Origin of the sequence: Haemophilus sputorum HK 2154 (assembly GCF_000287615.1) — a bacterium.
Lineage (GTDB): Bacteria > Pseudomonadota > Gammaproteobacteria > Enterobacterales > Pasteurellaceae > Haemophilus_A > Haemophilus_A sputorum.
In genome coordinates, this window is sequence record NZ_ALJP01000009.1 from 567,455 (window position 1) to 592,379 (window position 24,925).

22 protein-coding genes are annotated in these 24,925 nt (G+C 39.4%); 16 read left to right on the forward strand and 6 right to left on the reverse strand.

Translation table 11 applies throughout. The features are described from left to right. Positions 1-28: 28 nt before the first annotated feature. Complete coding sequence (locus HMPREF1128_RS05175; RefSeq protein ID WP_007524559.1) at positions 29-781, reverse strand: TatD family hydrolase; 753 nt, start codon at positions 779-781, stop codon at positions 29-31. An 89-nt stretch (positions 782-870) separates the two neighbouring features. Further along, entirely contained in the window at positions 871-2,022 is a 1,152-nt protein-coding gene (gene metK, locus HMPREF1128_RS05180; RefSeq protein ID WP_007525083.1) for a methionine adenosyltransferase, read from the reverse strand. Between the two features lie 210 nt (positions 2,023-2,232). On the opposite strand from metK, the gene HMPREF1128_RS05185 reads away from it, so the two are divergent. The 9 genes from HMPREF1128_RS05185 to HMPREF1128_RS05225 all read left to right on the forward strand — a co-directional run bounded on the left by HMPREF1128_RS05185 (position 2,233) and on the right by HMPREF1128_RS05225 (position 14,060). After that, positions 2,233-2,985, forward strand: a complete 753-nt coding sequence (locus tag HMPREF1128_RS05185) for a hypothetical protein (protein ID WP_007524912.1) — start codon at positions 2,233-2,235, stop codon at positions 2,983-2,985. A gap of 141 nt (positions 2,986-3,126) precedes the next feature. Beyond that, entirely contained in the window at positions 3,127-4,527 is a 1,401-nt protein-coding gene (locus tag HMPREF1128_RS05190) for a basic amino acid/polyamine antiporter (protein WP_007525548.1), read from the forward strand. A 6-nt stretch (positions 4,528-4,533) separates the two neighbouring features. Continuing rightward, complete coding sequence (locus HMPREF1128_RS05195; RefSeq protein ID WP_007525243.1) at positions 4,534-5,316, forward strand: DUF998 domain-containing protein; 783 nt, start codon at positions 4,534-4,536, stop codon at positions 5,314-5,316. Between the two features lie 8 nt (positions 5,317-5,324). After that, positions 5,325-6,458 (forward strand): acetylornithine deacetylase, encoded by a 1,134-nt coding sequence (gene argE, locus HMPREF1128_RS05200; protein ID WP_007525063.1) that lies wholly within the window; start codon positions 5,325-5,327, stop codon positions 6,456-6,458. A 162-nt stretch (positions 6,459-6,620) separates the two neighbouring features. After that, positions 6,621-7,160, forward strand: a complete 540-nt coding sequence (gene apt / locus HMPREF1128_RS05205) for an adenine phosphoribosyltransferase (RefSeq protein WP_007525103.1) — start codon at positions 6,621-6,623, stop codon at positions 7,158-7,160. Positions 7,161-7,166: 6 nt separating this feature from the next. After that, positions 7,167-9,167 (forward strand): DNA polymerase III subunit gamma/tau, encoded by a 2,001-nt coding sequence (gene dnaX / locus HMPREF1128_RS05210; protein WP_007524855.1) that lies wholly within the window; start codon positions 7,167-7,169, stop codon positions 9,165-9,167. 128 nt (positions 9,168-9,295) lie between these two features. Further along, positions 9,296-10,264, forward strand: a complete 969-nt coding sequence (locus tag HMPREF1128_RS05215; RefSeq protein ID WP_007524729.1) for a galactose-1-epimerase — start codon at positions 9,296-9,298, stop codon at positions 10,262-10,264. A gap of 18 nt (positions 10,265-10,282) precedes the next feature. Then, the gene (locus tag HMPREF1128_RS05220) at positions 10,283-13,285 is read left to right on the forward strand and encodes a glycoside hydrolase family 2 TIM barrel-domain containing protein (RefSeq protein ID WP_007524491.1); all 3,003 of its coding nucleotides are present in this window, start codon (positions 10,283-10,285) and stop codon (positions 13,283-13,285) included. Between the two features lie 307 nt (positions 13,286-13,592). After that, entirely contained in the window at positions 13,593-14,060 is a 468-nt protein-coding gene (locus tag HMPREF1128_RS05225) for a hypothetical protein (protein ID WP_007524306.1), read from the forward strand. Positions 14,061-14,129: 69 nt separating this feature from the next. Here the strand turns inward: HMPREF1128_RS05225 and HMPREF1128_RS05230 are convergent, their stop codons facing one another. Together HMPREF1128_RS05230 and fadR are read right to left on the reverse strand one after the other, a co-directional pair. Further along, positions 14,130-15,218 carry a PhoH family protein gene (locus HMPREF1128_RS05230; protein ID WP_007524047.1) on the reverse strand — a complete coding sequence of 363 codons (1,089 nt, stop codon included), beginning with the start codon at positions 15,216-15,218 and terminating at the stop codon, positions 14,130-14,132. 6 nt (positions 15,219-15,224) lie between these two features. Then, positions 15,225-15,953 (reverse strand): fatty acid metabolism transcriptional regulator FadR, encoded by a 729-nt coding sequence (gene fadR / locus HMPREF1128_RS05235; protein ID WP_007524159.1) that lies wholly within the window; start codon positions 15,951-15,953, stop codon positions 15,225-15,227. Between the two features lie 184 nt (positions 15,954-16,137). Between fadR and nhaB the strand changes: the two genes are divergently transcribed. The 7 genes from nhaB (at position 16,138) to HMPREF1128_RS05270 (ending at position 22,258) form a co-directional block, all read left to right on the forward strand. Continuing rightward, positions 16,138-17,679, forward strand: coding sequence for a sodium/proton antiporter NhaB (gene nhaB, locus HMPREF1128_RS05240; RefSeq protein ID WP_007525259.1), 1,542 nt, complete (start codon positions 16,138-16,140; stop codon positions 17,677-17,679). 128 nt (positions 17,680-17,807) lie between these two features. Continuing rightward, entirely contained in the window at positions 17,808-18,347 is a 540-nt protein-coding gene (gene dsbB / locus HMPREF1128_RS05245; protein ID WP_007525416.1) for a disulfide bond formation protein DsbB, read from the forward strand. Positions 18,348-18,448: 101 nt separating this feature from the next. Further along, positions 18,449-19,639, forward strand: coding sequence for a cystathionine beta-lyase (metC, locus tag HMPREF1128_RS05250; protein ID WP_007524378.1), 1,191 nt, complete (start codon positions 18,449-18,451; stop codon positions 19,637-19,639). A 127-nt stretch (positions 19,640-19,766) separates the two neighbouring features. Further along, positions 19,767-20,351 carry a LemA family protein gene (locus HMPREF1128_RS05255; RefSeq protein ID WP_007525059.1) on the forward strand — a complete coding sequence of 195 codons (585 nt, stop codon included), beginning with the start codon at positions 19,767-19,769 and terminating at the stop codon, positions 20,349-20,351. A gap of 42 nt (positions 20,352-20,393) precedes the next feature. Then, a complete protein-coding gene (locus HMPREF1128_RS05260; protein ID WP_007524054.1) occupies positions 20,394-20,843 on the forward strand; it encodes a TPM domain-containing protein in 450 nt (149 codons plus the stop codon). Continuing rightward, a complete protein-coding gene (locus tag HMPREF1128_RS05265; RefSeq protein ID WP_010129725.1) occupies positions 20,840-21,646 on the forward strand; it encodes a TPM domain-containing protein in 807 nt (268 codons plus the stop codon). The genes HMPREF1128_RS05260 and HMPREF1128_RS05265 overlap by 4 nt, the downstream gene beginning before the upstream one ends. A gap of 54 nt (positions 21,647-21,700) precedes the next feature. Continuing rightward, positions 21,701-22,258, forward strand: a complete 558-nt coding sequence (locus HMPREF1128_RS05270) for a YtfJ family protein (RefSeq protein WP_007525239.1) — start codon at positions 21,701-21,703, stop codon at positions 22,256-22,258. Positions 22,259-22,362: 104 nt separating this feature from the next. On the opposite strand, the gene HMPREF1128_RS05275 is transcribed toward HMPREF1128_RS05270, so the two are convergent. Beyond that, on the reverse strand, positions 22,363-23,589 hold the full coding sequence (locus HMPREF1128_RS05275) for a heme biosynthesis protein HemY (protein WP_007524052.1): 1,227 nt from the start codon (positions 23,587-23,589) through the stop codon (positions 22,363-22,365). An 8-nt stretch (positions 23,590-23,597) separates the two neighbouring features. Continuing rightward, on the reverse strand, positions 23,598-24,911 hold the full coding sequence (locus HMPREF1128_RS05280) for a uroporphyrinogen-III C-methyltransferase (protein WP_007525545.1): 1,314 nt from the start codon (positions 24,909-24,911) through the stop codon (positions 23,598-23,600). Positions 24,912-24,925: the final 14 nt, after the last annotated feature.

Genomic DNA, 24,925 nt, shown 5'->3' on the forward strand with positions numbered 1-24,925 from the left:
TACAAAAATGCCCCGTTTTTCCGTTTTCTTATACTCTCCCATACAACCGCTGATAATTCTGCCTAATTTGCGAGCAAATCTCACTTTTAGATTCTGTTCTTAATATCGATAATTGCGTCAATATTGCTTGTAATTGCTGTGAAATACTCGCATTTTCCAAACCTTCGTGTTGCCACGGGCTGTCAGTTTCAATCAGTAATCGATCAAGCGGTAAATTTTGGGCAATTTTTTGCGTTTTCGGATTCCACAAAATATCTGGTGTAACACTGGCAAAATAAGGAGTACGAAGAAAACGTTCAAACGAATCATCATCCGTTTTAAACCAATGGAAATGAGCATATTGAATTTGATATTTTTCCAGCAAATCCAACATTATCTCGACATCATCATGCACGATATGCAAATTTAACGGTAAATTTAACCGCTTGCTTAACACAACAAACAGCTCTAATAAAGCAAGATAGGGCTGATAATCCAGCTTAGGATTCTGTCGTTTTAGATAATGCGGTAATCCCACTTCACCAATAGCGGCCAAATTTGCTTGATTTGTTACGATCCAATCAAATAATGCTTGTTGCTGTGTATCATCAATTAACGTCTGTTCAGGATGAAAGCCCGCTGCCATTTGAATTTTTGGAAAATACTGTTTTAATTCCAATAACTTTTCCGCACTCACCAAATCTGTACTGACTGCCAATACCCCTTGCAACAAAGGATCACTCACTATCTTTGCTATTTGTCTTGCTGTAAGTTGCTCTAAATGAATATGGCTATCAAACATTCCACGCCCCTTTTGAATGACAGATAAATAATAAAAAACGGTGTAATTTTGCAAAATTTTACAAAATTACACCGCTTATTATCGCTTAATTATAAGCCTGCATCTGCTTTTAATGCTTCTGCTTTATCTGTTTGTTCCCATGGGAAATGTGAACGACCGAAGTGGCCGTAAGCCGCTGTTTCGCGATAAATTGGGCGAATTAAATCTAACATTTTGATTAAACCGTAAGGACGTAAATCAAAGTGTTGGTAAATTAGTTTCACTAAAGTTTCATTGCTTACTTTACCTGTGCCGAAAGTTTCTACCATGATAGAAGTTGGTTCTGCTACACCGATAGCGTAAGAAAGCTGAATTTCACAACGATCTGCAAGCCCTGCTGCCACAATGTTTTTCGCAACATAACGTGCTGCATATGCCGCTGAACGGTCAACTTTCGATGGATCTTTACCAGAGAATGCACCGCCACCATGACGCGCTGCACCGCCGTAAGTATCCACAATGATTTTACGACCAGTTAAACCACAGTCCCCCATTGGCCCACCAATCACAAAACGGCCGGTTGGGTTAATAAAGTATTTAGTGTTTTGACTTAACCATTCGCTTGGTAGTACCGGTTTGATGATCTCTTCCATCACCCCTTCCACCAAATCTTTTTGGTTCACGCTTTCTGCGTGCTGTGTTGAAAGCACAACGGCATCAATGCCAACGATTTTGTTATCTTCATAAGCAAAAGTAAGCTGGCTTTTCGCATCTGGGCGTAACCAATCTAATTTACCCGCTTTACGCACTTGTGCTTGACGTTCCATTAAACGATGTGCATAAGTAATAGCTGCTGGCATCAACACTTCTGTTTCATTGGTTGCATAACCAAACATAATACCTTGGTCACCCGCGCCTTGTGCTAATGGGTCATCTCTATCTACACCTTGGTTAATATCTGGTGATTGTTTACCAATCGCATTTAACACTGCACAAGAATGTGCATCAAAGCCCATATCTGAATGGTTATAACCAATATCTGCAATCACTTGGCGCGTTAAGTTTTCAATATCTACCCAAGCAGAAGTGGTAATTTCTCCACCTACTAACGCCATACCAGTTTTAACATAAGTTTCACACGCGACACGCGCTTTCGGATCTTGTTTTAAAATTTCGTCTAATACTGCATCAGAGATTTGGTCTGCAATTTTATCCGGATGCCCTTCTGACACCGACTCTGAAGTAAATAAATTGATAGCCATTGTTCTATACCTTGTTGTTGTCATGAATAAATACAAGCGGTTAGATTTTGCAAAATTTTTGCTAAAACAGACCGCTTGTACCAAAATTTAATTAGCCGTATTTCCGTCTAGACGTCTATAATATATTTTTTGAACATTCTAGGCAAGCCTTTTCCAATTCTATTGCCTAAACCATGCTAAAATTAGCAAAAAATTTGATGAGAAAATAACATGAAAAAATGGCTTTTAAGCTTACTTATCTTGATTCAACCCGCATTAGCAAATGAAGAAAGTGAGCTTTATACAATCACTATTGGCGAAACAACGTTCAATATTCCCACACCAAAAGGAATGATAAGAATTACTCCTGAAATGATTGAGCCCTATTTATACGCTGAACAAATGAATGCTCAAGATAGTGGGAATCAATATTATGCAAACTATGTCAATTTAAACGCGTTAATCCAAGGAAAAGAACAAAATTGCTCAATTTCTACTTCAAAAAAGGCTATTCATCTTCAGATGTCAGCTGCTCAAATTAAAGAGTTAAAGCATATTTTTGAAACACAATTTTCTTCACTGTTAAATTCTAGTGAGTTCATAAAAGAAATAGAAGAAATTGAACAAAATAGGATTAACGTGAATCCTGAAACAACTGGAATGCAATTTCTCGGCACAAAAATTATTTCAATAGACAAAATTTTTGAAGATAACAATAGCTATTTCTTTTTAGTCAAAAAAAGTACTACGGTGAGAGAATTAGATAAAATCCAAACCGAATATGAAGTCAGTACAGGCGGTATGTTTGTTGTAAACAACAAACTCTTAAATCTCGCTTGCTTTGCAGAAGCTGATGAACAAGGTGAACAATGGGTAAAAGAGACTCTATTAGACTGGCAAAAAAATATCGTTCAATCAAATCAACAAAATTTACTTGAAAAAGCGTGGCAAAGATTGGTTAGCTCAATTGCCAAAGATAACTAGCGCAAATCTGTTTTTTTGTTATCTGAAGAAAGCGCCTCTCTAACATAATTTATCTTGCTTCGCCTTTGATTTTATATTGGGGAATTTTGCTTTTTTATGCTAAATTACGCCGTTTTTTTGAATAATTATTTAAGGATTTTCATGTCAAAGGGCAAAATTGGGCTCGTTTCGCTTACTGCATTAGTACTAAGCTCTATGATCGGATCGGGCATTTTCAGCTTACCGCAAAATATGGCCGAAAGCGCAGGGGCTGAAGCCTTGCTGTGGGGCTGGGCAATTACAGGGGTAGGAATTACTTTTCTTGGGCTGTCATTCTTTTTCCTTTCTCGATTAAAACCACAATTAGAAGGCAGTATTTACACTTATGCTCGCGAAGGCTTTGGCGATTTTATCGGTGCGTTAAGCGCTTGGGGCTACTGGATTTGTACTTCAATCGGGAGTGTGAGCTACTTAGTCGTGGCTTTTGCTGGATTAGGGATGTTTATTGATAGTGAAAACTTTACCTTATTCGGCGATGGTACATCTTTTGCGTCCATTCTTTGCGCTTCTATCATTGTTTGGCTTATTCATATTTTAATTGCCAAAGGCATTAAAGAAGCTGCATATGTGAATTTAATTGCCACCATTGTCAAAGTGTTACCGCTCATTCTTTTTATTGCTTGTGCTATTTGGGCATTTTCTCCCCAACAATTTATGCATGATTTTAGTGGCGAAAAACTCAATCTTCCGCTACTTGAGCAAATCAAAAGTACAATGTTAATTACTCTTTGGGTGTTTGTTGGCGTAGAAGGCGCTAGCGTGCTTTCAGCGCACGCCCAAAATAAACGTGATGTCGGCATTGCAACACTGCTTGGTATCTTAATTACCCTGATTCTTTATGTCGCAATTACTGCCCTTTCACTAGGGGTATTGCCAAGAGAGACGATTGCTTTGATGCCAAATCCATCTATGGCAGGCTTAATGGCACATATGGTGGGAACAAGCGGTCAAATTTTAATTACGTTTTGCTTAATTGTTTCAGTGTTGGCTTCTTATATGAGTTGGACCATGTTCTCAACAGAGATTATGTTCCAAGCATCAAAAACTAAAGTTTTTCCACAACTATTAAGTAAAGAAAACGAAAACAAAACGCCTATTAGCTCTCTGTGGTTTACTAACATTGTGATTCAAATTATCTTGTTAGTTGTCTTCTTTACTGGCAAAGGCTATAGCGTACTAATTCAGCTTTCTACCGCCATGATTTTAGTCCCTTACTTTTTAGTCGGTGGTTATTTAATTAAAATTGCGTTTAAAGAACAGGCTGCATGGTATATTAAACTCACAGGCATTATGGCAACGCTATATGGTATCTGGTTAGTTTATGCAGCAGGTTTAAATTATTTATTACTTTCTGTCATTTTATATCTGCCAGGAATGGTGTTATTCTTCTATCAACGAAAACACAGCAAAGGCTATTTACACCTAAGCCGTGTAGAAAAATGGTTAACACTTGGCTTGAGCTTGCTCTTTTTTGCAGCTCTTTATCTTCTGTTTCAATCTTAATAAGTTATGACGATCAACATTACCCCTTTGAAGAATGGCTTAAAACGAATGCTTAATGCTATCGCCTATGCATCACAACAGACCAGTGATTATTTCCGTAGCGGTTCATTTGGCATGGCGGTTTATCCTTATTTAATGCATCCATGTTTTGATAAAATGCTTAACGGCATTACCGCTTTGGTGGCAGTCTTAACCGCTTTCGGTGGGGTGTTTTATTTATTCGGCGAACATGTTGCCATTCTTTTTAGTGAACGTGGCATTACTACTTATTTTCACCATAGCGTGTTGGAACTCTTTTTCCCTATCGGCACCATGCTAGGTGATTATGAAAATAAAATCTCTAATTTGCCACAAGTGATGCGTGCTGCCTTTAGTTATCAAGGTTATCTCTTTATTTGGCTTTATTTTTTAGGGATTTATCGTATTTCTGAACGCCGTTATTGGGTTTTAAGTGCGTTATTAGCGCTCTGTTTTAGTATTGGTGCCTTCTTAGTTTCTGATCTGAATAGTGCTAGCTACAACCAAGGTGGCTTACATAATTTCGGCGCAAGCCTCACTTTTTTAATCGGTAACCTAACTCTAATTATGGTAGGTTTCGATATCTCTTCAGCTCGCTATCCAAAATTCAAACGCCGTTCATTATGGCTTGGTGTGGTAGGCAGTATTGCTATTATTGTTTCTATGACCCTACCAACTATTTTTACGCCACTGATTGAGCGCGTGGGTATTTATAGCATTATGCTTTGGGAAATTTTCGCGGGCTTTACGCTGCTTAAAATCAGCAAATAGGAGATTTTATGGAGTTTCTTGAACGTTATCGTCAGCTTATTGCATTGCCAACTATCTCTAGCCTGGATGCCAATGAAGATCTTTCTAATAAAACGCTCATTGAATTGCTCGCAAATTGGCTTTCTGATTTAGGTTTTAAAACCGAAATCTTACCGGTTGAAGGTGCTCGTCAAAAATATAACCTTTTAGCTACTTACGGTGAAGGAGAAGGTGGATTATTACTGGCTGGGCATACCGATACCGTGCCTTTTGATGAAGGGCGTTGGACGTTTGATCCATTTACGCTAACAGAACAAGCCGGCAAACTCTACGGCTTAGGCACGGCGGATATGAAAGGCTTTTTTGCCTTTGTTGTAGATGTCGTCAGCCGTTTAGATTTAAGCCAAACCCGTAAACCTATCCGCATTCTTGCCACCGCAGATGAAGAAACCACCATGCTTGGCGCCCGTACTTTTGCACAACACAGCCAAATTCGTCCTGATTGTGCCATTATTGGTGAGCCAACTTCGCTCGTGCCAATCCGTGCGCATAAAGGCCACATGGGCGAAGCGATTCGTATTACTGGGAAAAGTGGCCACTCTAGCGATCCTGATCGAGGCATCAATGCGATTGAATTGATGCATGAAGCAACTGGCCATCTATTAAAAATGCGAGATGAACTTAAAACCCTCTATCGTAACGATTTCTTCAAAGTGCCTTATCCAACCATGAATTTAGGCAACATTCACGGCGGTGATGCGATTAACCGTATTTGCGCCTGCTGTGAATTACAATTAGATATGCGTCCACTACCGCATTTAGCTGTTGAAGATTTGCACGATTTATTATTAAGTCATTTAGCACCGATGCTAGAAAAATATGGCGATTTAATTGAAATTCGTAATCTACACGGCGGCATTCCAGGTTATGAATGTGAACATTCTGCGCAAATCGTTCAAGTAGTAGAAAAATTATTAGGCGTTCCTTGCGAATCGGCTAACTATTGCACTGAAGCACCTTATATTCAACAACTCTGCCCAACCTTGGTTCTAGGCCCTGGTTCAATTGAACAAGCCCACCAAGCAGATGAATTTTTAGAAACACGCTATATTGAACCAACACAAACGCTATTAACGAAATTAATTCAGCATTTTTGCTTTTAAACTATCGCAAGCGGGCTTTTTTGATTAGCATTTTGCAAAAGCCTAGAAAAAAATGACCGCTTGTGACTTTGAAACTCGGTTTATAAGAAATTTTCCTTGTAATTACGAGCATTTTTTTATACAGTCCATAGGTTATTTTTTTCGATAAATATAGGTTAAAACATGACCAAACTCGATTTAATTAGATCATCTATCAAATCTATCCCTGACTACCCAAAAGCGGGGATTATCTTCCGTGACATCACTTCACTTTTAGAAGTGCCAGAAGCTTTCCAAGCGACTATTGATGCTATCGTTGCTGAATTTAAAGACAAAGGCATCACAAAAGTGGTTGGTACAGAATCTCGCGGTTTTATTTTTGGTGCGCCAATTGCATTAGCATTAGGTTTACCATTTGTATTAGTTCGCAAACCGAAAAAACTCCCACGTGAAGTGATTTCTCAATCTTACACACTAGAATATGGTGAAGATACTTTAGAAATTCATTTAGACGCGATTAGCGAAAATGACAACGTTTTAGTGGTAGATGACCTATTAGCGACTGGTGGTACTATTGATGCAACTGCCAAACTTATTCGTCGTTTAGGTGGTAAAGTAGAACATGCTGCTTTTGTGATTTGGTTACCTGATTTAGGCGGAAAAGAACGCTTAGAAAAAGAAGGGATTCAATCCTTTACTTTAGTGGAATTCGCAGGGCACTAATTTTCAATGAGCTATCAAGTTTTAGCCCGCAAATGGCGCCCGCAACGTTTCTCAGAAGTTGTCGGACAGCAGCACGTACTCTCTGCTTTAGAAAACAGCTTGCGTGAAGGCAGACTTCACCATGCTTATCTTTTCTCAGGCACGCGTGGCGTGGGCAAAACTTCGATCGCACGATTATTCGCAAAAGGGTTAAACTGCGAAACTGGCATTACCGCTACACCATGTGGTGAATGCGCCAACTGTAAAGCCATTGAAGAGGGGCGCTTTATTGATTTAATTGAAATCGATGCAGCCTCTCGTACTAAAGTTGAAGATACGCGCGAATTACTCGATAACGTACAATACAAACCAACAGTTGGACGTTTTAAAGTTTATCTAATTGACGAAGTGCATATGCTCTCTCGTCATAGTTTTAATGCCTTATTAAAAACGTTGGAAGAGCCACCAGAATACGTTAAATTCTTACTGGCGACAACCGATCCACAAAAACTCCCAATCACGATTTTATCTCGTTGTATGCAATTTCACTTGCGTGCATTAGAAGCACCGCAAATTGCTGCACATTTAGAATTCATTTTAAATCACGAACAGATTCCTTATGAGCCTAGTGCCGTAGAAAAACTGGCAAAAGCTGCACAAGGAAGTATTCGTGATGCATTAAGTCTGACCGATCAAGCGATTGCAGTGAGCAATGCGGATATTCGTTTGACTACTGTTCAACAAATGTTGGGCTTAATTGATGATAACCAACCTATTGAACTCGTTACTGCACTCGCTCAAGCCGATGGCGAAAAAACAATGGCGATTGTGCAAGCCGTGGCTAAAAAAGGCGTTGATTGGCAACAACTGCTCAATGATGTGGCTGAAACATTGCATAATATTGCCATGCGTCAACTCCTCAAACCGCATGAAGAAAATAGTACGTTAGACTTCCTTGCTAAATTGATTGCACCGGAAGAAGTTCAATTTCTCTATCAACTGATGCTTGTTGGGAAAAAAGAGCTGGCTTATGCACCAGATTTACGTGCAGGCGTAGAAATGACCTTGCTTCGTGCACTGGCATTCCACCCGAAACGAACCGCTGAAATAAACCAGCCGATAGCTCTTGCCGCACCTGTGGTAACACCTGCGCAAACAGTAAACCCAGCACCAGTGGCAGCAACTACACCTAGCCAAAATTTAGCGCAATTAAAAGCGCAAGTGGAAAAACGTGCTCCAGTTCAGTCTGTTCAAGCAGCAACACCACCAGTTCAAGTGGCTCGACCAAGCAGTCCTGAAATCTCCCCTGCGCTTGCTGCAATGCAAGCGCGTAAACAGCTGCAAGAAAAACAAGCTCAACTAGCTCAAACCGAAAAAAAAAAGCCTGAGCCAATAGCGAAACCAGCTGTATCAACTAAAACTGGCACAAATAACCTACAAAGTCGGCTGATGCAATTGGCACAACCTGAAATAGAGGAAAAACCGGTTGTTTCCAAACCTACTGCCCCACTTAACGATGAAGAATATCGTTGGACATGGCTCAATCCTGAATTAGAAAATCAAGCAGAAGCAGCAAAGCCGTCTGATATTAAACAAGCCATTTTGCAAGAACGCACACCAGAATTGGTGGAAAAAACGATCGCACTTTCGTGTGAGCAAGATGAATGGTGCGCCATTGTCAATGAACTCAAATTAGGCGGACTTTCTCGCCAAGTAGCATTAAACAGCTATTTAAGTGAGAAGCAAGGTAATCAACTCCAATTAGTGTTAAAGCCGAATATGGCACACTTAGACAATGAAGAATCTCGTCAAAGTCTAGCCAATGCATTAGCAACTAAAGGCTTTGATTATCAACTCACTATTGGGGAAAGCGCTAATCATAAAACCCCATTAGAAATTCGCCGTGCTATTTTTGAACAGCTTACACTAGATGCCAAAAATGCCTTATTAAAAGACGAAAAATTACAAAAACTCTGCCAAGCCTTTGATGCAGAAATGGACGAATCCACTATTCGCGCAGTCGTTTAATCTTAATTATTCCTCCCTTCATTGAAAATGTGACTTGGTTCACATTTTCAAATATTTCAGCTTTTAAAAGACCATTGTTAACCTTAACATCAAGCCATTTGTAAGATACGGGCAAAGGAGGAATCCGTATGCAAACCTTTTTGTTAGAAAACGATTATCTAAAAATTACACTCTCTAATTTTGGCGCTTCTTGGCTGTCATGTGTCGTGAAACATCCCAGCGGCGATCGTGAAATCTTAATTACCACCACACCAGCGCGCTGGCAAGAAAACAGTGCCTATTTTGGTGCAACCATTGGACGCTACGCCAACCGAATTGCGCATGCCCGTTATCAATTAAATCAACAACATTATCAATTAGCTGCTAACAATGGGGAAAACAACCTACATGGTGGCAAGATTGGTGGTAGCCACGTTCATTGGCAAGTTGTTAACCAACAGCCACAAGCGGTCACATTTGCTTATACTTTTGCGGATGGTGAGGAAGGATTTGGATCAGAAGTTCAAGCAACAGTCACTTATCGCTTACACGAAAAAACGGTGACGATTGATTATGATGCAAAAGCAAGTGGCGCTACACCGCTTTGTTTAACCAACCATGCCTATTTTAATTTAAATGGCGAAAAGACCATTACTCAGCACCAGCTGCAATTAAATGCAGAACAATATCTCCCTGTGGATACAACGGGCATTCCGAATGCACCTTTAACCGCTGTAGCTGGAACAGGATTTGATTTTCGCCAGCCTAAATTGCTCGGACAAGATTTATTGAAAGATGCTGATCAGCAAGCAGTAAAAGGCTACGATCACGCATTCCTTATTGCAAAAAATAACCAAAATCCGACCGCTTGTTTAGCCGTTGATGACCTACGTCTAACACTAGAGACTAGCTACCCAGCCATTCAAATTTACACCGGAAATTGGTTAGCCGGACAACCAGATTTAAACGATGGGCACTATGTTGATTATGCAGGCGTTGCACTGGAACCAGAATTTTTCCCAAACAGTCCAAATCAACCAGAATTAGCGCAATACGGTGGCATTAGCCAAGCGAATGAACCTTATCAGCACTATATTCACTACAATTTTGACTTCTAAGTTGAATGGAGCAACGGGATGATTTTGCCTCACTATTTTGAAGATCCAAGCGTATTGCACCTCAATACCACGCCGCATCACGCTTATTTTATTCCGCATCAAAGATTAGAGACGACTGAAGAACGAGAAGCCTCGGATTATTTCACCTCACTCAATGGCGATTGGGATTTTCATTATTATCCAAGCTATCACGATTTGCCTGAAGATTTCTTAAAGCAATCTTTCAGCCAGCAAATTCCAGTGCCGTCTAATTGGCAAAATCATGGTTTCGACCAACACCATTATACAAATATTAACTATCCATTCCCGTTTGATCCGCCATTCGTACCGCATCGAACACCTTGTGGTTTATACCATCGCCATTTTGAATGGTCCCCACAACGCGAGCAACGTTACTTGCTTAACTTTGAAGGTGTCGATGCCTGTATTTACCTCTATATCAACGAGCAATTTGTTGGTTACAGCCAAGTGAGCCATGCGACAGCTGAATTTGATATTACCGATTATGTTCACCATGGCCAAAACAGCTTGTACGCTGTCGTGTTGAAATGGTGTGATGGCAGCTATTTAGAAGATCAAGATAAATTCAGAATGTCTGGTATTTTCCGTGATGTTTATCTACTTAGTCGCCAAGCGAACTATCTACAAGATTTCTTTATTCGTTACACGCTTAATGAAACGCTTAATGAGGCAACAATTTCGCTTGAAACAACATTTATCAATGAATCACGCGCATTAGATATTCAGTTACTTTCTCCACAAAATGTTGAGATTTTCCGCCAACAAGCGGTCAATTTAGAAGAAAAAATTGCAAATGTGCAATTATGGCAAGCAGAAAATCCTTTGCTTTATACCTTAATTCTGCGTGATAACGACGAAGTTATCGTCCAAAAAATCGGCTTTCGAAAAATTGAAGTCAAAGCAGGCGTGCTACTTTTAAACGGGCAGCCCATTAAATTTAAAGGTGTAAACCGCCACGATAGCGACCCGAAAACCGGCTATACCATTAGCTATGCACAAGCCTTAACTGACCTAAAGTTGATGAAGCAACATAACATCAATGCTATCCGCACGGCGCATTATCCTAATGCGCCTTGGTTTAGTGAGCTATGCGATAAGCTAGGGTTTTATTTGATTAGCGAAAGTGATGTGGAATCCCACGGTGCAAGCATGCTCACTGTTCGCCAACCTGAACCCAGTATATTGCTTAACCATGAAAATGATTTGGAAACGGCACGGATTCGCCAAGAAACTATCGATAATTTTTGCTATTTCGCCCGAGATCCGCAATTTAAACAAGCCATTTTAGACCGCCAAAAAGCCAATATTGAACGGGATAAAAATCGTACTTCTGTTCTGATTTGGTCTCTCGGTAATGAATCGGGTTATGGTGAAAACTTTGAAGCGGCTGCAGCTTGGATTAAAGCCCGCGATCCGAGCCGATTGCTACATTATGAAAGTGCTATCTACCAACATAGCCAACATAAAAACGACTTACAACACTTAGATTTTTACAGCGAAATGTATGGCTCGCCGCAAGATATTGAGCGCTATTGTCAACAACCTCAATCTAAGCCATTCTTACTCTGCGAATATAGTCACGCTATGGGCAATTCAAATGGTGATGCAGAAGATTATTGGCAAGCCTTTCATCATTCCCCTCTTGCCTGTGGGGGATTCGTGTGGGAATGGTGCGATCATGCACCTTATCGCGAAAACGGGCAATTTGGTTACGGTGGCGATTTTGGTGATAGCCCTAATGATGGCAATTTCTGTATGGATGGCTTAGTCTCGCCAGATCGTATTCCACACAGCAATTTGCGTGAACTCAAAAATGTCAACCGCCAGGTTCGTGCATGTTATCAAGATGGCAAAATCATACTGACTAACTATTTTGATTTCAGTGATCTAAACACGCTTTCTATTCACTATCAATGGTTAGAAAATGGCATGCCGATGCAATCTGGTAAATTGCAGGTGAATTGCCCTGCTCAAGCAGAAGTGCAACTGCCGATAATTTTACCGGAAAACAACGGTTCTCATTGGTTAATCAATCTCTCTTACCAGCAAAATGAAGAAACTGCATTATTGCCAGCTGGTCATGAATTAGGTTTCGATCAACTCAACATTTATTCGCAAAATGTCTTCAAAATTGCACCGCTTGCTAGCATACGAACACAATTTAAAATTGAAGAAAGCGCGCAATTTATCAAGATTGACAATCAGGAATGGATGTATCAATTTGATAAACAGAAAGGGATTTTTAGCAAAATTGAAAAAGCGGGCAAAGCACAAATTGAACAGCCTCTAGATTTTCAAATTTGGCGCGCACCAACTGATAACGATCGCCTTATCCGCCATACATGGCAAAATGCAGGCTACGATAATGCATATACCAGAGCTTACCAAACAACCATTAACCATTTATCACAAGCGGTCGAAATTCGTGTGAAATCTGCAATACTTAGTGTTGCGCGTGGTCGCATTTTGAATTTGGACCTCTGTTATACCTTGCTGGCAAATGGGCAATTAAGTATACAAATTCAAGCACAGCGCCCTGCACATTTGCCATTTTTACCGCGTTTTGGCTTACGTTGCTATTTACCGAAAAATTTAGGCGAAGTGGAATACTTTGGCTATGGGGAAGATGAAAGCTACATTGACAAGCACCATCTGGCGAAACTCGGTATTTACCGCACTGATGCGATAAAAAATCATACCGACTATGTCAAACCGCAAGAAAATGGCAGTCATTGGGGCTGCTATTATGTCAAATCTGACGCATTGATGGCTTGGGCTAGCGCACCATTTAGCTTTAATTTATCGCCTTATACCGCAGAAATGCTCACAGAAAAAACGCACTGCTATGATTTGGAACATTCTGGTCATACTATTTTAAGCCTCGACTATAAAATGAGTGGTATCGGCTCTAACTCATGTGGCCCGAATTTGGCTGAGCAATATCGTTTAAATGAAAGCAGTTTTGAGATCACTTTCTATCTCCGTTTTAGTCAGACTTAAACGACAAGCGGTTAAATTTATCTGCTTTTTTGCAAAATTTTTATCAAACAAAACACCTTTGAGTAATCACTCGAAGGTGTTTTTGTTTAAAAATCAGCCAAACAATAGCTGAAATTGCCTAATTCCGATGATTTTAGTCAAATTTACAAAATTATAGTTGACTGAAATGATAATGTTTAATAACCTACTAATGCATACTAATGCATACTAATGCATACTAATGCATACTAATGCATACTAATGCATACTAATGCATAAAGTTTTATGCAAATTATTTTCCATTTTTACTTTTAAAAGGTATTTTAGTATGAAAAAACTTTTCAAAATCGCAGCTGTTTCTGCACTTACATTAATGTCTGTTAATGCTTTTGCAGCATCTCAACAAGCTCAAGATGTGAAAAAATTTAGTGAGTGGGAAGAAGTTACTCGTGACAAAGTAAACGCAGCAACTGATGCGATTGTTCAAGCTATGGGTACTAATGATGTAGCGAAAACAGAAGCTGCGATTGCAGAATTTGATAAAAAATCTGCTGAATACTTAGCAGAATTAGATGCGTTAGGCATTCAATCTGCCGAAGCAACACCACTTATCGGTTTATATAAAGATTATATTGAAGCCGAAAAAGCAACTAACCAAGTGTACTTATCACAAGCAAAATCGCCATCAATTGACAATATGAATAAAATCAGTGATGCGCAGAACAAAGCAAAAGAGAAAGAATCACTATATGATAAATTAGTGGATGAACTAGAAGCGAAATTCCCAGAAGAGTAATTCTTCCGTTTCGGTTAATCACAAAAAAGCCTTATTCACTATGAATAAGGCTTTTTTAGTTGGGCTAATCTATAACTGCTCAGCTTGAGCAAGGATTCGTGTTTGTTCTGCTTCAAGCTTTTGTCGCTGCTGCTCTGCTTTACGTTGGGCTTGGCGAATTTCATCTTCAGCTTCCCATACATCATAAGCTTGCACAATTTTAGCAACAACAGGATGTCGAACAATATCGTGGCTATCAAAAAAGTTAAAACTTAATTCTTTTACCTCTTTTAATACTTCCATTGCATGCTTTAAGCCTGATTTTTGGCTACGAGGTAAATCTACTTGCGTGACATCACCAGTAATTACGGCTTTAGAATTAAAGCCAATACGAGTTAAGAACATTTTCATCTGTTCAATAGTTGTATTTTGACTCTCATCTAAAATAATAAAAGCATCATTTAAGGTGCGCCCACGCATATAAGCTAACGGAGCAATTTCAATCACATTCCGCTCCATCAGTTTTTGTGCTTTTTCAAAGCCTAGCATTTCAAATAAAGCATCGTAAAGCGGACGTAAATAAGGCTCAATTTTTTGTCCTAAATCACCCGGTAAAAAACCCAATTTCTCGCCAGCTTCCACCGCGGGGCGAGTTAATAAAATACGGCGAATTTCCTGGCGTTCTAATGATTCTACTGCAGCAGCAACCGCCAAGAAAGTTTTCCCAGTCCCGGCAGGCCCAATCCCGAAGCTAATATCGTGGCTTAAAATATTACGTAAATAGGCTTGCTGGTGTTCTCCACGAGGTTTAATCACACCTCGTTTAGTTTTAATCGCAATTTCACCTTGAGATAAACCTTGCCAATGGTTCTGTAATAACATTCGGCTTTCTTGAATGGCCAAATGTACATCTTCTAAATCAAGCTGTTTGATTTTTCCTTTAATTGGTGCAGTATCGTTATAGAGTTGTTTAATCAACTTGGCACTATTTTGTAGTAACGAAAGGCTGTGATGATTTTCTTCTTCGGTTTGTAAGGTAAAAGCAAAACCTTGTCGTGCGATGACAAGGTTAAAGCTCTTTTCAATTAGGGTAAGATGCTCATCAAATGCACCACAGAGTGACTGTAGGCAAGCATTATCTTCAGGGGCTAATGTAAAACTAACAGATTGGTTTGACATAAAAGGTTATTTATTCTCTCCGAAGCTTTCTGGCAACGATTGTAAAATCGCGCTCCAAAATTGTCCGCTTTCGTGGCGATTACGAATGATACATTCCATCACACCATTGTAATCACCTGCTTCACACAATTTCTGTAATTGTAAATAAAATTGTAACGTCAATTCTCTAGCTTGCGCATTTTGGAAAAATAGTGAGGCCACTTGCAAATACATGCTTCTAAAACTATTTAACACCAACGCATAAACTGGTTTATTCGCAATAAAAGTAAATTGACGGAATAAATTATAATCAAATTCAACATAAGCTTCTGGCGTATCAGCTAATTCCGCTAATGGTGCAAACAATGCCAATGAATCTTTTGGAGAAATTTTTACTGCCTCACGCACATAGTATTCCGCCATACGTGTACGAAGTGATAACACATTAGAAACAATCACTGGTGCAAGCGTGTGATCTAATTTTAATACTGTATTCAGTACATTCGGGCCCGCACTTTGCCAAATGTCATTTACACGTGTCGCTTTACCGTGTTGAATCGTTAACCAACCATCACGCGCTAATCGTTGCAATACTTCACGCAAGGTTGTACGTGTAACCCCTATTTTATCAGCAAGCTCACGTTCTGCCGGCAATTCAGTTCCTGCTGGATACTTATTTTCCCAAATACTTTTGACAATATATTCTTCAGCTAATGCTGCCGGACTTTGCGCTTTTAAGATAAAAGATTGTTCCATGAAAATGCGTTCTCAAATAAAAAATAAGGCAAAAAATGCCTAAAAATTAGATATAAAACAATGATTTGTTAGATTTTTTTAATTTTGGGCACCAATAAAAATTAGTACAGTTGTATTATGAAGGAAACAGGATTATATTACAAATACTTAATATATTCTGACAAGATTGACAGAGGTTTTACTTATGCATGGCGTAAACGTTTTCTTTAAAAGTTTTTTAGGGAAAAGTCCTATTTGGTATAAATATTGCATTATTGCATTTTTAATCGCTAATCCAATCATTTATTACGCAATTAGCCCTTTTGCTGCAGGATGGCTCTTAGTTGCTGAATTTATTTTTACCTTAGCGATGGCACTAAAATGTTATCCACTTCAACCAGGCGGTTTACTCACTATTGAAGCAGTAGTGATTGGCATGACCTCACCGCATCATATAAAAGAAGAAGTGATGGCAAACTTTGATGTTATTTTATTATTGATGTTTATGGTAGCAGGTATTTATTTTATGAAACAACTGCTGCTGTATGCCTTCACTAAACTATTAATTGTTGTCCATTCTAAAAAACGCCTTGCACTGACATTCTGCTTAAGTGCCGCCTTCCTTTCAGCTTTCCTAGATGCTTTAACAGTTATTGCAGTTATTATCAGCGTTGGTACCGGTTTCTACGGGGTTTATCATAAAGTTGCTTCTGGCAATAACTTTGAAGATTCAACGGATATTACCAACGACGATAAAATCACCAGTAAAAAAGAAATTTTAGAACAATTCCGTGCATTTTTACGCAGCTTATTGATGCACGCGGGCGTTGGTTCTGCACTCGGTGGCGTAATGACAATGGTGGGCGAACCACAAAACCTTATTATTGCTGGACAAGCTGAATGGAGCTTTGTGGAGTTTTTCTTACGCATCGCGCCAATCAGTGTTCCAGTACTTGTTTGCGGTATTATTACTTGTCTGCTTGTTGAACATTTCAGCCTATTTGGTTATGGCGCGAAGTTACCGAAAAAAGTTTGGGTTGTATTAGCTCGTTATAACCAATCTAAAGAGCGCAAAATGTCCACACAAGATCGCTATAAATTAGTTTTACAAGGTTTAATCGGAATTTGGCTAGTTATTGGCCTTGCCTTGCATTTAGCTGATGTGGGGATTATCGGGTTAACTGTTATTATCTTAACCACTGCATTTTGTGGGGTAACAGATGAACACACAATTGGACGTTCTTTCCAAGAATCCATGCCATTTTGTGCATTATTAGTGGTTTTCTTCTCAATTGTGGCTGTGATTAACGATTTACAACTGTTTAAACCAATTATTCACTTTGTACTTTCGGCTGATCCACACTCACAATTATCATTGTTCTATATCTTTAACGGCTTACTTTCAATGATTTCTGATAACGTGTTCGTGGGTACGGTTTACATTACGGAAGCAAAAAGTGCTTATCTTTCAGGTGCATTAAATCGCGAGCAATTTGACTTAATTGCGACTGCAATTAACACTGGAACCAACTTACCATCGGTTGCAACACCAAACGGTCAAGCGGCATTTTTATTCCTACTTACCTCTGCATTTGCACCGCTTATTCGCCTTTCTTATGGCAGAATGTTTATCATGGCACTTCCTTACACTATCGTACTTTCTGGTGTCGGCTTCCTTTGCTTGGAGTTTTTACTCCCAGAAGCAACTGAATTGATGACCCAATGGGGTTGGATTATTAGTCGTTAATTCAATACGATAAAAATAGAGTGAAGGGCGTACTTTTGTGCGCCCTTTTTCGTTTTATCTGGAGAATATCTGCACATCGATACGCAAAATCAGTTACAATAGCACCATTTGATTTATGAGGAAAAAATATGCTGGCTTATTTTAAAAAATGTTCCCTCAAGCGCTCAGCTTGGTTTTTTTTAGCATTAGTTGCACTAGGTTTAGAAGCAACTGGGCTTTATTTTCAACACGGACTTGGGCTTCAACCTTGTGTCATGTGCGTTTATGAACGCCTTGCTATTTTAGGCTTAATTGTTGCTGCTTGCATAGCTTTACTCTCTCCACGTGTATTTTTATTCAGATGGTTAGCCATTATTCTTTGGGGTTTTTCTGCAATTAAAGGGCTATTAATTGCTATCCGTCACACAGACTACCAGCTAAACCCTTCTCCATGGAATCAATGCGAATTCAAGCCAGACTTTCCACAAACAATGCCATTTGATCAATGGTTCCCTAGCATTTTTGCACCAGGCCCAGTGAACTGTAGCGAAAGCCAATGGCAAATGCTTGGCTGGGGAATGCCACAATGGTTAATTTTAGCATTCTCAGCATTTACTGTTTTCTTTGCACTAGTTTTATTAAGCCAATTCAAACGCACTAAAACGCAATATCGTTCTGTATTCAAATAATTTGAAAATAAATAAAGCCTCGATTTTGTAGAAAATAACCTACTATTTTGCAAAAAAATTTACAAAATCGACCGCTTGCACTGCTCATTTAGGAAATCATTATGTCAAAATCTCAAAGTCTTGAAACCAAACTGGTTCATGCAGGACGCAAACAACGCTATACCCAAGGCTCTGTAAGCCCGGTAATTCAACGTGCTTCATCACTCGTTTTTAATTCAGTAAAAGATAAAAAACATGCCACGCTTAACCGTTATAAAGGCGAGCTCTTTTACGGTCGCCGCGGTACCTTAACCCATTTTGCACTTCAAGATGCAATGTGCGAACTAGAAGGCGGGGCAGGTTGTTATCTTTATCCTTGCGGTGCAGCAGCTGTGACTAATGCAATTTTAGCCTTTGTTTCACAAGGTGATCATGTGTTAATGACAGGTGCAGCATATGAGCCAACTCAAGACTTCTGTAATCATATTTTGGCTAATTTAGGCGTAAGCACTACTTTCTATGATCCGATGATTGGTGAAGGCTTAGCAGCACTTATTCAACCAAACACAAAAGTCCTATTTTTAGAAAGCCCAAGTTCACTCACGATGGAAGTGCCTGATGTCCCAACATTAGTTCAAGCGGCACGTTCAGTCAATCCAGATATCGTGATTATGATTGATAACACTTGGGCAGCAGGTGTGCTTTTCCCTGCGTTAGAATTTGGCATTGATATTTCAATTCAAGCTGGCACCAAATACCTTGTTGGGCATTCTGATGTGATGATTGGTACTGCAGTTTCTAATGCACGTTGTTGGGATCAACTCCGTGAACGTTCATACCTGATGGGACAAATGGTTGATGCTGATTCGGCTTATACTACGGCTCGTGGCTTGCGTACATTAGGCATTCGCTTAAAACAACATGAAGAAAGTTCTATTCAAGTGGCTAAATGGCTTGCTGAACGCCCAGAAGTCAAAGCAGTTTATCACCCAGCATTACCAAGCTGCCCAGGTCACGAATTTTTTAAACGTGACTTTAAAGGTTCAAGCGGTCTATTCTCTTTTGAACTTTACCAAAAGCTAACAGATGAGCAACTAGCGAATTTCTTAGATCACTTTGAAATATTCTCTATGGCATACTCATGGGGCGGTTTTGAATCTCTCATTCTAGCCAACCAACCTGCTGAAATTGCACGTATCCGCCCTGCGATTGAACGTAAATTAACTGGCACCTTAGTCCGTGTCCATATTGGTTTAGAAGCCGTAGAAGATTTAATCCATGATTTAGAAAAAGGCTTCGAACGCTTAAAATAAGATGAAAAAACACCGAGCACTGCTCGGTGTTTTGTTTAATGCAAAACTGTGTAAGTTTATTGGTAAATCAGCTCACTTCCTCGTAGAATTCGCCTGATTTTTAAACCTTTTTATTTAGGATATTATTATGAAAAAGATTTTAGGCATTTTACTCATTGCTGTCATTGCTTTAGGCGGTTATTCATTAACCAAATATAATGACTTAATGCGCGCAGAAGAAGATATTAACTCTGTATGGGGTAATGTTGAATCAGCTTACCAACGCCGTGCAGATTTAATCCCTAATCTAGTGAACACTGTAAAAGGTCAAGCGAATTTTGAGAAAGAAACGCTCACTGCGGTTATTGATGCACGCGCAAAAGCTACTGCGATTACTATCAATCCAAACACTGCAAGCGAAGAAGAAATGGCAAAATATCAAGCGGCTCAACAAGAAGTCAATTCTTCACTTTCTCGTTTATTAGTTTCAGTTGAAAAATACCCAGAATTAAAAGCACATGAAGGTTTCTTAAATCTTCAAGCACAATTAGAAGGCACCGAAAACCGCATTAACACTGAACGTAATCTTTACAACAATGCCGTAAAAGAATACAACAAACAAGTGCGTGAAATGCCAACGAAAATTGCAGCGATGCTGATGGGTTTTAAAGCGAAACCACAATTTAAAGCAGAAGCTGGGGCAGATAAAGCGCCTGTGGTAAATTTTAACTAAAACAAATGGGGAGTATAAACTCCCCCTTTTTTAAGGAAAAGCATGTCTTTATTCCCTTTTTTCAATAAAAAATTGCCTGTCGATACTCAAAAAATCGAACAGGCAATTTCTCATTTAGAACAACAAACCAGCGCTGAATTACGCGTGGTGGTCGAAAGTAAAGCACCGAAAAATGTGACAGCTCTTGCTCGTGCTGAACAACTATTTGATGAATTAAACATGCAAGCAACTAATGCTCGTAATGGTGTATTGATTTATCTAGCTTTCAAGCCACACCATGTTGCAGTCATTGGCGATATTGGCATTCATGAAAAAGTCGGTCAAGCATTCTGGCAACAAGTTTATGATGCAATGAAAGTACATTTACAGGAAAAAGCTTACACTCAAGCGATTTGCGAAGGTATTACACAAGTAAGCAAACAACTTGCTATCTATTTTCCTTACCAAAATGATGATAGTAATGAACTTCCAAATGAGGTGATCTTGAAATGATTTGCAAAACAGCCAAATTTTTTCACCGCTTGTGGTGGCTAGTTCTCATGCTTTTCAGCCTACCGGCAACTGCGGTAACCTATCCTGATGCTCCAAATCCATTTTATTATGTAACAGATTACACCAAAAACACGCTTAGCCAACAAGAATGGCGAACGCTGGAAGATGCGCTGATTGCTAATCGTGCTAAAACCAGTTCACAAATTATTGTAGTCATCGTTCCTGACACACAAGGTGAAGCCATCGCAACTTATGCGACTAATCTGTTTAATAAATGGGGCATTGGACGCAGCAAAAACAATGAAAACAACGGCGTGTTGTTACTGGTCGCTAAAAATGATCGCAAACTGTTTATTGCAACAGGGCGAGGCATTGAAGGCGCATTACCAGATGCTGTGGCTGCAACCATTATTCGTCACAACATTACGCCATATTTCAAAGAATCTCGCTATGCGGAAGGTATTGCCAGTGGTCTTTCCGCAATTATGGCTGCAATTAACGGTGAATATGCACCTTATGCAAGCTATGGAGAGGAAGAAAGCAGTATTGATGAAATTGATGGATTACTCTTCTTTCTTGTTATGGGCGCTATCATCTTCATCCTCTTCTACCCAAGAGGTGGCAGTCGTTATGTTAGCCCAAGCGCAGCAGAGCAACTTGGACGCGTAATTCTCAATAGTCGCCGTAGTGGTGGTTTTGGTGGTGGCTTCGGCGGCGGCAGTTTTGGAGGCGGTAGCCATGGCAGCGGTGATAGCTTTGGCGGTGGTTCCTCCGGTGGTGGCGGTGCTGGTGGCAGCTGGTAGCATACGAATTAACACTTTTTTAAATTTTACCTTTATCAAAGAATAGGAAATAAGATGAAAAAACAATTACTAGTATTATTATGTAGCTCAGTGCTATTTTCACCCTTAGCACTGGCACATTCATTAAAACTTGATCAAATGCTTCCACAAACAAGCGTGAGTGAGGCTGGAGAAATTACCTTAAAAGGACAAGATGCGGCTTACCAACAATGGCATAGCAGCGCTCTCAGTGGCAAAGTGCGCATTGTACATCACCTTGCTGGCAGAAGTGCCGCAAAAGAAAAAAACCAAGCTGTTATCGATGCCATTAAAGCGGCACACTTTAATCAACAACAATACCAAACTACGACTATTATTAACGCAGATGATGCTATCGTCGGAACAGGTATGTTTGTAAAAAGTAGTGCAGAAAAAGGAAAAAAAGAAAACCCCCACAGCCAAGTCGTGCTAGATGACAACAGCACTGTAAAAAAAGCATGGGGATTAAAAGAAAAAGAGAGCGCGATTATCGTATTAGATAAAAGTGGTAAAGTTAAGTTTGTAAAAGAAGGCAAACTCTCCTCTGATGAAATTACACAAGTTATTCAATTAACTAAGCAATTACTGCAATAATGCAAAAATATCATTACAAATAATATTAAAGGGCTGAATCCGAAAGCATATCGGACTCAGCCCTTTATTATGAAGTTGTGATTTAATTTTTTCGAATTAACAAACTATTCTGTCACAGGTTCAGGTGCTTTCACCATATTAGCTGATTGCAAGTTAATTGCCTGAATACGATCGACTAAAGCTTGATCTTTAGCTTGCTCTGCAACATAAAGCGCCATAATACGATCGTTAGCAACACACTCTTTATGGTTAAGCAACAACTCAAATTGTAACTTAGCTTTGTCAAACAAGCTTTCTCTTGCATAGATATAACCTAACGCACGAGCATAATCATCGCGATATTGCTCTTCTGCTTTTTCTGCACGTTTAGCCAGCGTTTTTACCAGTTTACTTTCAGCATCTACTTGTAAGCGAGTTAATTCATTCAGCAATGGTAGAAGCTGAGCATCTTCATATTTCTTCACTGCTTTTAACGCAAACTCTTCTGCTGAAACATGATCATCCGTATCAATTAAGCGTTTAATTAAACCGACTTGCGCATAAATTGATTTAGAACGACGGCTTGGTTGCGCACTCCACCAACTGAGTAATCCATCTTGACCTGCCTCATTCATGACTTCATCCATTAAGCCATCATCCACTAGGTGCTCAAGTTTTTCATACTCTTCTGTGGATAAGAAACTGCGTTGTCCAATACTTTCTAAAATGCTATCTAAAGCAGTATAAGCTTTTGAAGCTTGATAAACCTGAATGGCTAAACGCAATACCTCCGAATTATTCGGAGCAAATTCTAATAAGCTATCAATTGCACTACGTGCTGCCGGTACTTTATTTTGTAACATCAAAATACGTACACGTGCAAGTTCAACGGCAACATTGTTGTTTCCAGCAAGTTTACCTGCATCAATTAGATATTTGTTCGCGCCAAATTCATCGCCGCTTTGCTGTGCAGCTTCTGCAGCTTTAATCAGATTAAGCACGGGTTCTTCAGCATGCATCGCATTTTTACTAAAGAGTTTTTCTGCTTTAGAGTAATCACCTTCACTCATTCGCATTAACCCTTCTAAGGTCTCTTTTTGTGCTTTACGTTGTTTGCGATTAAAGAACCAGTTATAAGAACCTTTACTTAATCGACAAAAACGGCTAATTGCCCATTCAATGAGGTAAATCACCGCCATTGCACCCACAAAGAACATCACGAGTGAAATTAACCGCATCTCAATAATTTTAGTATTGGTTTCAATACGAACTAAATCATGCGTATTCGCAATATAAGGGCCGGCAATTAAAGCAATTAACACCAACAACATCAAAAATAGGACTCTAAACATAATGCCTCCTATTGCGCTTGTGCTTCTGGTTGAGCGGTTGCTTCTGATGCAGCAGGAGAAGCAGATTGTGCTTCATCTTGTTTTGCTTGCTCTAAAGCTTTGACTTCCTCTTGTTTACTTGGCGTATTTAAGCTCTGCTCTGCTTTAATTTCCACTTTTTCAACTGGTTGAGGTGCTTTATTGAGTAGTTGCTCAAGCGAAATAAGACTTTGTAATTTTTCTGGTGCATCAATATAAATCGATTGCTCACTTAATTCGTCAAGTTCTTTTAAGAAAGCTTTCACCGCATCATCTTTGGTATCGAAATAACTACGAATCCAAGTACTAACCGCTTCAAGTGATTTTTTATACAATTCATTTTGTTGACGTGGAATCGCAAGAATCGCAATTTGTAAACGTAAACGGATGTTCTCACGCAAATAGACTTCTTGATTTGGGGCAACAAAGCCTTTTTCTTCCGAAGCATTACGATCTCTGACACGAATAAAATTATCTAAAAACGAATTAGCACTTTTCTCTAAATTTTGCTGCCAATCGTCAATAGAATCACTCACTTGACCAGTTTTAGCCAGCGAAGTATCACTATCACTTTCTAAAATAGGCAGATCATCTAAGCGATTAGCCATCACAGTAAGATGTTGCATCAAGCTATTCTGATCCACTTTATTTACGCCATTTAAGGCGGTTAAATCTGCTTGAATAGCATTACGCACAGCACTTACGCCTTGTAAATTTAACTTACTTAAGACACTATCCGCTTCAACTAATAAACTTTTTGCCGTATCAATATCATTATCCAATACCACTTTACGTAGTGCATTGTTTAATAAGAAATCAGCATCAGAAAGTAACCATGCGGATGAATCGTTCTGCGTTCCTGCATTTAATAAACGTTGAATTTGCGACTGCAAACCGTTAATTTGGTTGGTATAAGCTGTTTGTGCTTGTTCTAATTGCAATACACGCTCATTTGCCTGTTGATAAGCTTTTGCTAATTGCCCTAGTTGCTCTCTTTCCGCATCTAAATTAATTTCAGGTGCTTTAGTTTCTGTACGAACTTGGCTAGCTTTCGCGTTCACCGCTGCTAGAGCACTTTCTAGCTCAGCAACTTTTGCATTTCCGAAGAAATAACCTGCACCACCTACGCCCAATGCAACTAATAAAGCAAGAAAACCTAATGCATTCCCACCTTTTTTAATAATGACAGGTGCTGGAGTCTCATTATCACGAGCATCTACTGTATTTGCAGATTTTTGTGACAATTCGACCGCTTGTTCATCAAGCGTTACTTGGTTTTCATCCATTTCTTTTTTTTCTGACATAGTCATCCCCTTCT